Source organism: Dactylosporangium vinaceum, assembly GCF_019904175.1.
GTDB lineage: Bacteria > Actinomycetota > Actinomycetes > Mycobacteriales > Micromonosporaceae > Dactylosporangium > Dactylosporangium vinaceum.
The window spans coordinates 10,772,447-10,786,870 of sequence record NZ_CP061913.1; the positions used below are offsets into that span (position 1 = coordinate 10,772,447).

Here is a 14,424-nt window from a genome sequence, read left to right on the forward strand (position 1 = left end):
TTAACCCCTCCCCGCCCCAACTTCATCCCGGTATCGAGCTGCACGGCTGCTGGTCGATCGTGCAGGTGAAAGGCTCGTTGCGCACGCCCAGGCCCTCGACGTCGAAGCGGACGGTGGCGGTGGTGCCGGGCTTGAGCGTGCGGGTGGTGTCCAGGGGGGTGAAGGCCAGGTGGCCCTCGGTCCGGGTCATGACGGCGCCGCTGACGTTGCGGACTGTCAGGTCCAGAAGGGGGAGTTGGATCTCCAGGGTCCAGCCGTCGGCGGTCAAATCGCTGGGGTTGGTGATGGTGATCGTGACGCGGTACGAAGTCAGGGACAGGTTCTCGGTCTTGTAGCCGGCGGCCAGGCGGGCCGGGCCCGACGGCAGCAGGGTGGGCGAGGACACCGGCGACACCGGTGGGCCCGGGGAGCGGGAGGCGGCGGGCACGATCGGCTGGGGCGTGCTGCGGGTCGGGGCCACCGCGGCGCCGGGGATCGTGGCCTGGGCCGGGCCCGGGCTCTCGCCGCCGGTGCGGGGCGGGCCGGGTGGGTGCAGGGCCGTCGCCTTGCCGATCAGGATGGCGGCCAGGGCGAGCAGGAGGAGGACCGCGGCGCCCGTGGCCACGGCCTGGCTGCGGCGGTCGGCCGACCAGTCGCGGCCGGCCACCCGGTGCCACGTGGACCTCAGCCAGGCGCGGGCCCGGGCCGGGAGCGAGGCCGCGGGCACGGCCGGCTCGACGGTGGTCGGGACCGCGGCCACCCCTGTCGCCCGGGCCGTCAGCACGGCCGCGGCAAAGCCGGGCACGGCCGTGGTCGGGCGTGGACCGGCCGTCGAGCGCATCCGGGAGCTCAGGCCGGGCGCCGAGCGGCTGGGGCCGTTGTGCTGGCGCGGCAGGCGGTTGAAGAGGCCGTCGTTGCGGCGCGGCGGCGCGGGTGGCGCCGGGTCCTCGACCTCGACCTCGATCTTGCCGAGCGTGGCGGTGAGCGGGCCCTTGAACAGCGCGGTGTACGTCGCGAGCAGCACCCGCCGCCGCATCGTCCCCTGCGGCCCCAGGAAGCCGCTCTGCGTCATCGTGAACCGCGTCCCGGACCCGCGCGGGGCGAGCGTCACCGTCACGACCGTGTGCAGGTTGCTGGCCTCCCAGCGCATCACCAGGCGGCTGGGGGCCTCGACGGAGACGATCCGGCCCTCGATCGGGTCTTCCAGGCCGGTCAGCTCGCTCGACTGGAACGTGAACGTCCCGTCCTCGCGGATCATGAAGCGGTTGGTCGGAAGCCAGTCGGTGACGAGGTGGGCCTCGGTGAGCGCGCGCCACACCACGCTGGGCGGGTGCACGAGGTCGACATCGACCCGAATCTCGGTCACGCAGGGACTATATGACTTCGACGCATTGCTTGCATGACACCGGCGCGCTACTCACGCGCCGGGGTCGCTCTACTCGGCGATGCCCTTGCCGCGGCGGCCGGCAACGCGAGCGATCTCGCGGTCGGCGTCGCGTTTGGCCAGCGTCTGGCGCTTGTCGTAGGACTTCTTGCCGCGTGCGAGGGCCAGCTCGACCTTCGCCCATCCGTCGGCGAAGTACACCGAGAGCGGCACGAGGGTCAGACCGCTCTCCCGCACCTTCGCCCCGATTCGATTGATTTCCTGCCGCTTCAGCAGCAGTTTCCGGACCCGGCGGGGTGGGTGGTTCGTCCAGGTGCCCATCGTGTATTCGGGCACGTGCATCGCGTGCAGGTAGACCTCGCCGTCCGAGATCTGGCCGAACGCGTCGACGAGCGAACAGCGCCCGGCCCGCAGCGACTTGACCTCGGTGCCGGTCAGCGCGATGCCGGACTCGAACGTCTCGAGGATCTCGTAGTCGTGCCGCGCCTTCCGGTTGGACGCGACCAGCTTGCGCCCCTTTTCGCGCGGCATCGAACCCTCCTGAAGTCTCGATCAAAGAGAAGCGTAGCGCGCCCGGCAAGAGCAATACGCGACCCTCAGCAGAGACATCCCGGCAGCCAGGTCAGCGGCTGGATCGGCCGACCGTCCAGGCGCACCTCGAAGTGCAGGTGGTAGCCGGTCGAGGCTCCGGTGGTGCCGACCCGCCCGATCAGCTCACCGCGCGAGACCCGCTCGCCGACGTGCACGAGGATGGCCGACTGGTGCGCATAGCAGGTCGCCAGGCCCTTGCCCTGGTAGAGCCCGTGCGAGATGCAGGTGTAGTTCCCGTTGCCGCCCGACGGCCCGGCCCTCACGACCACCCCGTCCGCCGCCGCGATGATCGGCTGCCCGCCGCCCGCCGCGATGTCGACGCCGGCATGGAGCTGGTAGACCTTGTACACCGGGTCGAACCGCATGCCGAAGTTGCTCGATTTCCAGCCGTGCACCGGCATCAGGAAGAACGCGCCCGACCTGGGTCCGATGACGGTGTCCGGGACGGCATTCTTGGCGGTGGTACCCCCCGAAGCCCGCTTCTTCGCCGCCGCTCTGGCCTCGGCCTGCGCCTCCGCCCGCAGCTGCGCGGCGACCTGGTCGCTCTCCACCTTCAGCGCGTCGTAGCGGGCCAGCACCGCACTGCGCTCGGCGTTCGCGGCCGCCTCGGCCTGGGCGCTGCGGTCGAGCAGGGCCTGCACGTCGGCCGTGGCCTGCTCCGCACCGGCCTGGGCGGTCTGCGACTCGCTCAGCGAGCGCTGGGCCGCGTCCGCCGCCTCCCGGGCCCGCTGGAGGGCCAGCGCGGCCACGTCGCTGCGCTGCTTGGCCCCCATCCGCGCGACCGTGAGCTCGTCGACGGCGGCCCGGTTCTCCTGGGCGACGTGGTTGAGGTACTCGATGCGCAGCGCGAGATCGGTCGGGCCGTTCGCGTCGAGCACCGAGTTGACCATGGCGAACCCGCCGCCCTTGTACGCGGCCGCCACGAACACCGACACGTCCTGGCGGGCCTGGTCGACCTGCTGCTTCGCCGCGGCGTACCCGGAGTCGGCGACCGCGGCGGCGGCGTCGGCCTCGGCCTGGTCGCGCTGGGCCTGGCGGACCGCCGCGTCGGCCGCGATCACCCGGCCCTTGGCCTCGGCCAGGCTCTGCTGGGCGCCCGGCAGCGCCGCCTGGGCGCGATCGTGGTCGGCCGCGGCCTGCTGGGCCTTGTCGGTGGCCGCCTCCAGCGTGGCCTGGGTCTCCTGCAGCTGCCGGTCGAGCCGGGCCTTGTCGTCGCCGGTGTCCGCGCGCCCGGGCGTGCCCGGTCCGAGGAGCAGGAGCAGAACGCCGACCGCGGCCATGATCCGAATTCGGTTCAAGGAAGCAACCCTCCAGTACCACTTGAGGGTTACGGTACGCAGATAAAACCCAAAAGTCCGGAATTTCCGTTAAGTGGGCCTGTCGTGGCAGTGCCGCCGGAAACGCCGAAAGGGCGGACCCCGAACGGGGCCCGCCCTCTCTGCAGCAGCGTCAGACGCGCACGTAGAACCGCAGCGTCACCCAGGCGGTGACGGCACTGACCAGGCCACCGGCGCCGCACAGCACCGGCAGCATGACCCAGATGTTGCTCCAGTCGACCGGGAGCAGCACATTGGCCAGCGCTTTCAGCGAGCCATCGATGAAGAATATCTTCGCGGCGACCAGCCCGCCGAAGGCGAGGATCGCGCCGATCAGGCCGGCGAAGACCGCCTCCAGGACGAACGGCATCTGGATGAACCAGTTCGAGGCGCCCACCAGCTTCATGACCGCGACCTCGCGCCGCTTGCTGTACGCGGCTACCTGAATGGTGTTCGCCACGAGGAGCAAGGCGGCCACCCCCTGCACGATGGCGACCGTGAGCGCCAGCGTCTGGAGCGCCCCCAGGAGGTCGAACACCCGTTTCAGCAGCTGTTTCTGGTCGATGACGTCACTGACGCCGTCCTGGCTGCGGATCTGGTCGCCGAAGTCCTGGACCTTGCTGGGGTCCTTGAGCTTGATCCGGTACGACTCCGGCAGCGACTCCTGCTTGGTCGCGGCGACGAGGTCGGGAGCATCCTTGAACTGCTCCTGGAATCGCTTCCAGGCGGCGTCCTTGGTCTCGTGCTCATAGGACTTGACCAGGCCGTTGCCCTTCAGCGCGCTCTCGATGGCGTTGCGCTGGTCGTCAGTGACGTCGGCCTTGAGGAAGACTGACACCTCCACCCGCTGGTAGAAGAAGTCTTCCATCTTGCCGACCTGGAAGAACAGCAGCAGGCTCGCGCCGAGCATGCCCAGCGACACCGTCATGGTGATGATCATGGCGACGGTCATCGTGACGTTGCGCCAGAGCCCGGTCAGGACTTCGGACAGGACGTATCTCACGCGCATCGGGTGGGGTTTCCTTCCCAGCGGACCCAGCAGGAGGACGGGGGGCGGTGCGGACTAGGGCTGAGGTTGCTCAGCCGTAGACACCGCGAGGCTGGTCCCGCACGATCCGGCCACTTTCGATCTCGACGACCCGGCGGCGCATCTGGTTCACGATGTTGGAGTCGTGGGTGACCATGACGACCGTGGTGCCGGTGCGGTTGATCCGGTCGAGCAGCCGCATGATCTCGATCGACGTGTCGGGGTCCAGGTTTCCGGTCGGCTCGTCGGCGAGCAGGATGAGCGGCCGGTTGACGAACGCGCGGGCGACGGCGACCCGCTGCTGCTCACCACCGGACAGTTCGTGGGGATAGCGGTGCTCCTTGCCGCCGAGGCCGACGAGCTCGAGCACCTCCGGGACGACGCGGCGGGCGACGCCCTTCGACTTGCCGATCACCTCGAGGGCAAAGGCGACGTTCTCGTAGGCGGTGCGGTTCGGCAGGAGCCGGAAGTCCTGGAACACGCAGCCGATCTGGCGCCGGAAGGCCGGGATCCGCCAGGAACGCATCGACGTCACATCGCGCTCGTTCACGACGACCTTGCCCCGGTTGGGGGTGACCTCGTGCAGCAGGAGCTTGATGATCGTGGATTTGCCTGAGCCGGAGGGACCGATGAAGAAGACGAACTCGCCCTTCTCGATGTTGACGTTCACATCGTCGAGAGAGGGGCGGGACGCCTTCGGATACGTCTTCGTCACGTGGTCAAGCCGAATCACGGGAGGTGAGTCTACGCGGTGTGACAAGCGGGCCAAGTACACGCGGTGCGTCGTGCACGATTTGCCAGGAATGCGGACCCGAACCGGGGACGCGAATCGCAGGGCAGCGCTTGTTCCCACGCTCGAATGTGACGTAGGTCTCAGTTTAGCGAGAAGTCCGCCGATCACCGAACGTGATTGACGGACTCCGAAGCGATGATCATGTGGCTAACCGAGACTTAAGGAGCCCCTCAGCGAAACCTAGAGGGCGGGGTCCATCTCCCGCTGCTTGCGCCAGCGGATGCCGGCGTCGATGAACCCGTCCAGGTCGCCGTCGAAGACCGCCGTCGGGTTGCTCGTCTCGTGCTCCGTGCGCAGGTCCTTGACCATCTGGTAGGGGTGCAGGACGTAGGAGCGCATCTGGTCGCCCCAGGAGCCGGCCACGTCGCCGCGCAGGGCGTCCATCTTCGCCGCCTCCTCGGCCCGCTTCACCGCCAGCAGCTTGGCCTTGAGCACGCCCATGGCGGTCGCCTTGTTCTGGATCTGCGAGCGCTCGTTCTGGCACGACACGACGATGCCGGTCGGGATGTGGGTGAGCCGCACCGCCGAGTCGGTGGTGTTGACGCCCTGGCCGCCGGGGCCGCTGGAGCGGTACACGTCGACGCGCAGCTCGTCGTCGGGGATCTCGACCTCGTCGGTCTGCTCCACCACCGGCACGACCTCGAGCGCCGCGAACGACGTCTGGCGGCGGCCCTGGTTGTCGAACGGGCTGATCCGGACCAGCCGGTGGGTGCCGGACTCGACGGAGAGGGTCCCGTACGCGTACGGCGCCTTCACCGCGAAGGTCGCCGACTTGATGCCGGCCTCCTCCGCGTAGGACGTGTCGTAGACGTCGGTGGAGTAGCCGTGCCGCTCCGCCCAGCGCAGATACATCCGCATGAGCATGTCGGCGAAGTCGGCCGCGTCGACGCCACCGGCGCCGGCCCGGATCGTCACGAGCGCCTCCCGGGCGTCGTACTCCCCGGACAGCAGCGTGCGGACCTCGAGCTCCTCGATCGACTTCGACAGCCCGGCGATCTCGTCGGCGACCTCGCTCAGCGAGCCGGCGTCCGACTCGGCCTGCGCGAGCTCGAACAGCACCTGGGCGTCGTCGAGCCGGGCCCGGAGGCGCTCCAGCTTGTTGATCTCACCCTGGACATAGGAAAGGCGTGAGGTCACCTTCTGCGCCTCGACCTGGTCGTCCCACAGGTTGGGCGCCGACGCCTGCTCTTCGAGCTCCGCCTTCTCCTTGCGCAGCCGGTTGAGGTCGAGCACCGCCTCGATGTTGCGCAGCGTGCCGTCGAGGCTCTTGAGGGATTCGGCGTGGTCGAGAGCAGTCACACATCAAGGGTACGCCGCATCGCCCCCGGCTATTTGCCCGGCGCGCTCTTGAGCCAGGTGAGCGCGGCCTTGTGATAACCGACCGCAAACTCCAGCGAGGCGGCGAAGAAGTCGTCGCCCGACTTCTTGGCCTCCTTGACCATTTCCCGCGTCTCGGTAAGCGCCGCATTGTGGTATTCGGCGGCCTGGGCATAGACGTCCTGCAGTTGCGCGGCCGACTGCTGCGCGCCGAACGCGACACGCAGTGCGACGGGATTGCGCAACGCCTCACGCCCGGCCGGCTCCGACAGCCAGCGCGCGAACGCGCGCTTTCCGGCCGGCGTGATCGCATAGGGCTGGCTGGAGCGGGCGCCGGGCTTGCCGAGCTTGACGTATCCGGAGTCGGCCAGCGCGGGCAGCTCACGGTAGACCTGGCTGCGCGTCATCGACCAGTAGGGGCCGAGCCGGCGATGCGCGGCGGCCATCAGCTGACCGCCCGTCATCGGCCCCTCGTGCAGCAACCCCAGCAGGGCAGCCGCGGTCGCGTTGACTCCAGAATCAGCCATGACCCCACGCTGCCATCTTTCGACTGCGCAGTCCAGCATTTCGCCAAATCCACTGTGAACTGTCGCGGTGCGACTGTCGAGTTAGGACAGCCGTACGGTGATCGCCATTACTGTTTGAATGTCGGGAACGCCGGCATCGACGGCATCGACGGGAACGAGGGCATCGGGTCACCGATCCCGGGGAGCCCGGTCTTGGTGGGCGCCGGCGCGGTCGTTGCGGGCTTCCTGGTGGGCGGCTTCTCGCCGTCGCCGACGCCCGAGTCAGCGGTCTGCGTCGCCGAGGGCGTCGGCCCCGGCGTGGCGCTCGGCACGGGCGCGGCGGCGGCCGAGCCGGACGGGGCCGGCGCGGAGGCGGAGACGCCCTGCTTGCCGCCCGTTTTGTCAGCCTTCGGGTCACCACCGGTAAGCAGCAGCGCACCCACCGCAATGATCGCGATGAGCAGCAGGCCGCCACCGATCGCGGCGAGCACCCGGCGCTGCTGGCGCTTCCCCGCGTCGGACGCGGGCCGCGACTCCCCCTCGCCGAACTCCTCGAACAGGCGATCGGCCGTCTCCTCGGGCGTGGCCGCCACGGGACGAACCGGCATTTCGGGGGTACCCGGGCCACCCGGCATGAATACCCCCAGCACCTCGGTCGGCGGCTCGGGCGGTGCCGGCGCCGCGACGATCTCCGTGGCGGGCTCCTCGGCGGCGGACGGTGCTCCCCCGACGATCTCCGTCGCGGGCTCCTCGGTAGCGGGCTCCTCGGCGGCGGATGGGGCCGGCTCGGCCCGCAGCGCGGTGGGCGGCTCGTCCGGCGACGCGGTCCGCTGCGGCGGGATGACCATCTCCTCCGCCTGCGCCGCGTCACCCCAGAGCGGCACACCCGCGGCCACCGCCGCGGACGGGGTCTCCGGGGCGGGGTCAGCGGCCCCAGGGCCCTCAGCGGCGGAAGCCGGAGTCGCGGCGACGACCTCGGTGTCCGGCTCGCGCATCGGGGTCGGGGCGGCGTCTGGATGTACAACCGCTGCCGTCGGCTCTTCAATCGGCACCGCCATCATCAGCGCGGCGGACGCGGCCGCCGGCGACGTCGGCGCGGTCGGCAGGGGCACCCAGTCCACCCGCCGGACCGGCGCCTGCATCGGCGCGGTCAGCTCGGCCGAGCGCTGCCAGAAGGTGACGGCCTCGGCGGGCAGGCGGGGCAGCGGCTCGAACCCGTCGAGCGCGCCCTCGGCCGCGCGGAGCCGGCCCACGATCGAGGCCGCCGTGGGCCGCATCCGCGGGTCGATCTCCATGCACGCCTCGATCACCGGCCAGAGCGCGGCCGGCATGCCGGGCGGGGGCACCGGCACGCAGTCGGCGTGGCGGCGCAGGACCTCGTTCGGCGCGCCGCCCCGATACGGGCTGCGGCCGCAGATCAGCTCGAAGAGGACGACGCCGAGGGCGTACACGTCGGCGGCCGGGCTCGGGGTGCCCCCGGCCACGACCTCCGGCGCCACGTACTCGGGCGTGGCGTGGGTCGGACCGGCCGGGCGGTCCAGGCGGCGGGCGACGCCGAAGTCGGCCAGGCGCACCGGGCCGCCGTCGGTCGGCACCAGCACGTTGCCGGGCTTCACGTCGCCGTGGACGATGCCGTTGCCGTGGACGTACGCCAGCGCGTCGGCCACCTGCGCGACGACCTCGGCGGCGACGGCGGGCGGCAGTGGCCCTTCGGCCCGCAGCCGGCGGCGCAGGTCGGGCCCGGCGACAAGCTCCATGGCGATCGCGAGCCCGCTCTTCTCGGTGATCAGGTTCTTCACCCGTATGACTGACGGGTGGTCGAGCCCGGCCAGCAGCTCGGCCTCGCCGAGGAACCCGTCCTTGAGCTCGGACACCTCGGCCGCCTCCGGCCGCAGCACCTTGATCGCGACCCACTCACCGGCCTGCGTGTCGTAGGCGCGCCAGACCGCGCCGATCGCGCCCCGAGCCACCTCGGACTCGAGCCGGTACCGGCCCCCCAGCATCGTCTTTGCGCTCGCCACCGTCTTCATTGCAAGTCCCTCCCCTTACCCTGAGACGCTAGGCGAGCGCGCTTGCTCGACGGGTCGCCGTCCCGCCGGATGGCACAAAGAAGGGAGTCTGTCTACAGGTGGCTGCGCAGCTCCCAGAGCTCAGGGTAGAACCGCAGCTCAACCCGGGAGCGCAGGTACGCACCGCCCGCGCTGCCGCCGGTGCCGGCCTTGGTCCCGATCTGCCGCTCGGCCATGAGCACGTGCCGGGCCCGCCACAGCGACCACGCCTGATCGTGGGCGATCATGGCCTCGGCCAGATCCCACAGCGGACCGTACTGCTCCCGGTCCCGCGAGATCGCCACCAGCGATGCGAACCGCTCCTCCGGGCCGGCCACCGCGAACCCGTGCCGGTCGAGCATGGCCAGGAACGCCTCCCACACGCTCGGCTCGGCCAGCCGCCGCTCGAGCCGCTCCCGCTCGAGATCGGTGAGCCCGCGGAAGCGCTTGAGGTATGTCGGGTCCTTCAGCCCGGAGAGGAACTCGATCTCCCGGAACTGCCCCGACTGGAACCCCGACGCCGGCGCCAGCTTGTTGCGGAAGCGCAGGAAGTCCTGCGGGGTCATGGTGTCGATGACGTCGACCTGGCTCACGAGCACCCGCTGGATCGCCAGGCACCGCTCCAGCCGGACCCGGGGCAGGTACGTCTCCCCGGCCAGCAGCCGGTCCCGCGCGTCGCCGAGCTCGTGGAGGATCAGCTTGAACCACAGCTCGTACACCTGGTGGATCGTGATGAACAGCAGCTCGTCGTGCGCGGGCGGGCTCGACTCCGGCACCTGGGCCTCGAGCAGCCCCGACAGCCGCAGATAATCACCGTAGGTAAGCTGCCCGCCCTGCTCTCCGAAGTGCGCGTCAGTCCAGTTGCCGGCGGCGCTGCCAGCAGATTCGTTGGTCACCGGCCCACGCTATAAGGTCACGTGTCGTGACGAGAGGCGCACTGGTCCGCTGGCTGCAGGGTCTCGGACCGCACGAGCTCGGTGAGGTCCTCCGCCGCCGCCCCGACGCCCTTGTCGCGCCGTCACCCGGCGATCTCACCCAGCTGGCCGCCCGGCTCTCCACCCGGACCGCGGTCACGGAGGTCCTGGCCACGCTTCCGCTCCCGGCCCTGCAGGTGATCGAGGCGCTGGCCCGCCTGGGTGGGCCGCCGACCACACTCGCGGACCTGGCCGCGGACCTGGACCGCGCCCCCGACGACGCCGAGCTGCAGGCCACCCTGCGCGTGCTGAGCCAGCGCGCCCTCGTCTGGCCGGACGGCGATGATCTCTGGACCACGCCGGCCCTGCTCCTGGAGGCGTCCGGCCCCGCCGCCGAGCCGTTCGCGCCGGTCCCGCCCGCCCCGTCCCTGGTGCCCGCCGACCGCGCGGCGATTCGCACGGCGGCCGGTGAGTCGGCGGCCGATCTCCTGCAATACGCGGCGGCCGTACTCGCTGAAGCCCCCTTCTCCCGCCAGCGCAACGGCGGCGTGGCGACCCGCGAGCACGCCCGGCTGGCCGCGGCACTCGGCCTCGATGAGCCGCTCGTCGCCCACTTCGCCGATGTCGTACTCCACGCAGGTCTCCTGGCCCCGGACGGCACCGAGCTCGAGGCGACGACCGCCGCCGCCGCGTGGACGGCCGCCCCGCTCCCGGAGCGCCTGGCCCGGCTGCTGTCGGCCTGGTGGTCCGGCCCGCCCCTGCGCCGGGTCGTGATCCGGGTCCTGCACGACCTCCCGCCGGACACCGCCGTGCGCGGCACCGACTCCCTGGCCGCCCTGGTCCGCTGGACCGCACCCCGCCCGTCCCGCTCGGTCGCGCTGCCCGAGGTGGTGAGCGGCATCGTGGCCGAGGCGACGCTGCTCGGCGTGTGCGTGATGCTGTCGCCGGACACGTTCGCGATCAGCCCGCTCGGGCGCGCCCTGGCCGACGGCCGCTCGCTCGTCGAGGTGGCCACGCCGCTCCTGCCGGCCGTCGACGTGCGGGTCCTGGCCGCGCAGAGCGTTGTCGTCAGCGCGGACCCGGCGGCGTTGGACGAGGTGGCGGCCGCGCTGCACCTGACGCGGGTGGCTCCCACGGTGGCCATCTCCCCCGACGGGGTCGCCTCGGTCCGGGCCGCGCTGGGGGCCGCCTTCCGCCCGCCCGCCGCGGCTCCGGCGGTGTCGGCTCCCCGGCCGGCCCGCCCGAGGCCGGCAGTGGACCCGGTCGATCTGGCGCACCGCCTGTCGGTACCGCTCCAGCGCAACGCCTCGGCCCTGGAGCAGATCCGGCACCGAGCCCCGCAGCTCCGCCCCGAGCAGGCGCAGCTGCTGGCCGACGCGGTCGAGCACGGCACGCCGATCTGGATCCGCTACGTCGACGCCAACGGCCGCGCCTCGGAGCGCGTCATCGAGAACGCCGAGCTGGCCGGCTCCGTCATCGAAGCCTGGTGCCGCCTGCGCCGCGACGACCGCGCCTTCACCCTGAACAAGATCGTCGCCGTCGCCCGGCCACGGCACTGACGTCGTTTGCCCGATATGTCGGGCGCTCGCGCGCCGCGCAAGCGCTCGGCCGACGTGAGCGATATGTCGGGCGCACGTGCCGCACCATCGCTCGGGCCGGCGTGAGCGATATGTCGGGCGCTTGCGCGCCGCGCTGGCGCTCGACATATCGGATTTATACGACGGCGGGGTATATGTCAGCCGTGCAATGAATGTCCGAATTCCTCGACACCCGGCCGTCGCCGCCCGCTACGCCGCCGCCGCCGCCGAGATGTACTACCCGCGCACCCGTGCAGCGCCTCGAATGCAAAGACCCGGCCCCCGCCGGACGCCTCCGCGCGCCGCAGCGGGTCGCGCCCGACCGCCAGGGGTGGACGCCCTAGGAGCGCTTGATCGTCCGGCCGACCAGGATCATCGCCACGAACGCCCCCGCGAACAGCAGGATCAGCCCGTGGTTCACCTGCTCCGGCAGGCGGTTCGCGATGATCGCGGCGTCGAACTCGCTCTCCTTCGCGACCGCACTCGACAGCGGCAGCCCACCGATCCACCCGATCAGCGCCGCCCCCAGCGTCAACAGCCCCGGGATCGCGCCGGCGAAGGGGTACGTCGGCCAGGGCAGCGCCAGCCCGGTGCGCCGCAGGTAGCCGAAGGCCAAGGCGCCCGCCGCGATCCCGCCGACGATCGACCCCGTCAGCTGCAGCCGGTAGGACGCGTCGGCCATGCTGCCGACAGTCTCCTCGTTGCCGAATAGGTCGACGAGATCATTCTGGAAGTACGCCACCAGGAGCCCGATCGCCGAGGCCAGCACGCCACCGGCCGCACCCGCGGCGACCGCGCTCACCGGGTGCGCGGCCGCGGCCAGGCCACCGAGCGCTCCGGCCACCGCCACGGTCACGGCGACATAGGCGACAGAGGGCCCCGAGTGGTACGCCATCAGCATCCCGCCCATCGCGAGGAGCCCGACCGGCAGGCCGCCCAGCGCGCCGTGGAGCAGCCGCCCGCGCACTCCGGCGTCGGCCGCGAACCGGCCCACCGCCAGCACCCCGACCGCCGCTCCCGCGATGAGTGTCGGGGTCAGGACGGCCGGCAGCACGAGCGCGGCGACCGCGGGCCCGGGCACGTGCCCGTACGCCGAGAACAGCGTCAGGAACAGCAGTACCAGCGCGAAGGCGGCCACGAACACCGCGCGCGCCGGGCGCCACGCGTCGACGGCCGGCTCGGTCACTGCAGCACGCTTCGAACCCACGACCATGCAGCGTACGCGAGGCCGCCGGGCCGCCGGTTCGCCCCGCCGCGCCGTGGGAGGATGGGGGAAACCTCGCCAACGCTGCCGAGACGACGTGGGAGACCCTCATGGATGCCTTGTTCAACGTGCCCGAGCCCGTAAACGAGCCGGTGCGCGGATACGCCCCTGACACCTCGGAGCGGGCGAACCTGGAGCGCCGCCTCGGCGAACTCGCCGCGGAGCGCCACGAGCTGACGATGACCATCGACGGCGAGCGGCGGATGGCCGCCGGGGAGCCGATCGACGTCGTGCAGCCCCACCGTCACAGCCATGTGCTCGGTGTGACGCACAACGCGACGACCGACGACGCGGCCCGGGCCGTTGCCGCGGCGAAGCGGGCCGCGCCGGCCTGGCGGGACCTGCCCTACTCCGAGCGCGCCGCGGTCTTCCTGCGCGCCGCCGACCTGCTCAGCGGGCCGTGGCGCGACACGCTCAACGCGGCGACGATGCTCGGCCAGTCCAAGACCGCGATCCAGGCCGAGATCGACTCCGCGTGCGAGTTGATTGATTTCCTGCGCTTCAACGTGTACTTCGGGCAGCGGATCCTGGCCGATCAACCGCGCTCCTCGGCCGGCGTCTGGAACCGTTTCGACCACCGCCCGCTGGAGGGGTTCGTCTACGCGATCACGCCCTTCAACTTCACGGCGATCGCCGGCAACCTGCCCTCCGCGCCCGCGCTCATGGGCAACACGGTGCTCTGGAAGCCCTCGCCCACCCAACAGCTGGCCGCGCACTACACGATGCGGCTGTTCGAGGCGGCCGGCCTGCCGGCCGGTGTGATCAACCTGGTCACCGGCGACGGGCTGGCCACGTCCGAGGTGGCGCTGGCCGACCCCGACCTCGCCGGCATCCACTTCACCGGCTCGACAGCGGTGTTCCGGACGCTCAACCGCACGGTCGCCGAAAACGTGTACCGCTCCTACCCCCGCGTCGTCGGCGAGACCGGCGGCAAGGACTTCATCATCGCCCACCCCTCGGCCGACCCGGCGCCCCTGATCACGGCGATGGTGCGCGGCGCGTTCGAGTTCCAGGGGCAGAAGTGCTCGGCGGCCTCCCGCGCGTACATCCCGGCGAGCCTCTGGTCGCAGATCAAGGACGAGGTGGTGGCCACGACCGAGGCGCTCACCTACGGCGACGTCACCGACTTCACCAACTTCGGCGGTGCGGTCATCGACAGGCGGGCCTTCGACCGGCTGGCCGCGGCGCTCGACCGGATCAAGAACTCCTCGTCGTGCACGGTGGTCGCCGGCGGTACCGCGGACGACACCGAAGGGTTCTTCGTGCGCCCGACGATCGTGGAGTGCACCGACCCCACGCATGAGGTGTTCACGACCGAGTACTTCGGCCCCATCCTGGCCGTCCACGTCTTCCCCGACGAGCGGTACGACGAGGTCGTGGCCCAGGCCGAGTCCGCCGCGCCGTACGCGCTGACCGGCTCCATCTTCGCCACCGACCGCCAGGCCGTCGAGCGGGCCAGCCACACCCTGCGCTTCGCGGCCGGCAACTTCTACATCAACGACAAGCCGACCGGGGCCGTGGTGGGCCAGCAGCCGTTCGGGGGCGGGCGCGCATCCGGCACCAACGACAAGGCCGGCTCCTGGCACAACCTCCTGCGCTGGACGTCGCCCCGCACGATCAAGGAGACGTTCGTGCCGCCGACCGACCACCGGTACCCGCACATGGGCTGAGCCGTCGGCGCACCCGGCGGCGGCGGACTCCGTCGCCG

The 14,424-nt window shown here is 71.4% G+C and carries 12 protein-coding genes; 2 read left to right on the plus strand and 10 right to left on the minus strand.

Going from position 1 to position 14,424, the window contains the following annotated elements; translation table 11 throughout:
• Positions 1-22: 22 nt before the first annotated feature.
• The 9 genes from Dvina_RS48455 to Dvina_RS48495 all read right to left on the minus strand — a co-directional run bounded on the left by Dvina_RS48455 (position 23) and on the right by Dvina_RS48495 (position 9,857).
• Positions 23-1,345 carry an SRPBCC domain-containing protein gene (locus Dvina_RS48455; RefSeq protein ID WP_223098635.1) on the minus strand — a complete coding sequence of 441 codons (1,323 nt, stop codon included), beginning with the start codon at positions 1,343-1,345 and terminating at the stop codon, positions 23-25.
• Between the two features lie 69 nt (positions 1,346-1,414).
• Positions 1,415-1,894 (minus strand): SsrA-binding protein SmpB, encoded by a 480-nt coding sequence (gene smpB / locus Dvina_RS48460; protein WP_223098637.1) that lies wholly within the window; start codon positions 1,892-1,894, stop codon positions 1,415-1,417.
• A gap of 65 nt (positions 1,895-1,959) precedes the next feature.
• Complete coding sequence (locus tag Dvina_RS48465; protein WP_223098639.1) at positions 1,960-3,252, minus strand: M23 family metallopeptidase; 1,293 nt, start codon at positions 3,250-3,252, stop codon at positions 1,960-1,962.
• A 151-nt stretch (positions 3,253-3,403) separates the two neighbouring features.
• Complete coding sequence (gene ftsX / locus Dvina_RS48470) at positions 3,404-4,279, minus strand: permease-like cell division protein FtsX (RefSeq protein WP_223098641.1); 876 nt, start codon at positions 4,277-4,279, stop codon at positions 3,404-3,406.
• Between the two features lie 70 nt (positions 4,280-4,349).
• Positions 4,350-5,030, minus strand: coding sequence for a cell division ATP-binding protein FtsE (gene ftsE / locus Dvina_RS48475; RefSeq protein ID WP_223098643.1), 681 nt, complete (start codon positions 5,028-5,030; stop codon positions 4,350-4,352).
• Positions 5,031-5,270: 240 nt separating this feature from the next.
• Positions 5,271-6,389 carry a peptide chain release factor 2 gene (gene prfB, locus Dvina_RS48480; RefSeq protein WP_223098645.1) on the minus strand — a complete coding sequence of 373 codons (1,119 nt, stop codon included), beginning with the start codon at positions 6,387-6,389 and terminating at the stop codon, positions 5,271-5,273.
• Between the two features lie 29 nt (positions 6,390-6,418).
• Entirely contained in the window at positions 6,419-6,934 is a 516-nt protein-coding gene (locus Dvina_RS48485) for a PadR family transcriptional regulator (RefSeq protein WP_223098646.1), read from the minus strand.
• Positions 6,935-7,041: 107 nt separating this feature from the next.
• Entirely contained in the window at positions 7,042-8,943 is a 1,902-nt protein-coding gene (locus tag Dvina_RS48490; protein WP_223098648.1) for a serine/threonine-protein kinase, read from the minus strand.
• A 92-nt stretch (positions 8,944-9,035) separates the two neighbouring features.
• Entirely contained in the window at positions 9,036-9,857 is an 822-nt protein-coding gene (locus Dvina_RS48495) for a tryptophan 2,3-dioxygenase (RefSeq protein WP_223098650.1), read from the minus strand.
• Positions 9,858-9,883: 26 nt separating this feature from the next.
• Between Dvina_RS48495 and Dvina_RS48500 the strand changes: the two genes are divergently transcribed.
• On the plus strand, positions 9,884-11,434 hold the full coding sequence (locus tag Dvina_RS48500; RefSeq protein ID WP_223098652.1) for a hypothetical protein: 1,551 nt from the start codon (positions 9,884-9,886) through the stop codon (positions 11,432-11,434).
• 358 nt (positions 11,435-11,792) lie between these two features.
• Here Dvina_RS48500 and Dvina_RS48505 read toward each other — a convergent pair whose 3' ends face one another.
• A complete protein-coding gene (locus Dvina_RS48505) occupies positions 11,793-12,638 on the minus strand; it encodes a hypothetical protein (RefSeq protein WP_223098654.1) in 846 nt (281 codons plus the stop codon).
• A 128-nt stretch (positions 12,639-12,766) separates the two neighbouring features.
• Between Dvina_RS48505 and pruA the strand changes: the two genes are divergently transcribed.
• On the plus strand, positions 12,767-14,386 hold the full coding sequence (pruA, locus tag Dvina_RS48510; RefSeq protein WP_223098656.1) for an L-glutamate gamma-semialdehyde dehydrogenase: 1,620 nt from the start codon (positions 12,767-12,769) through the stop codon (positions 14,384-14,386).
• The last annotated feature ends 38 nt before the right edge of the window (positions 14,387-14,424 follow it).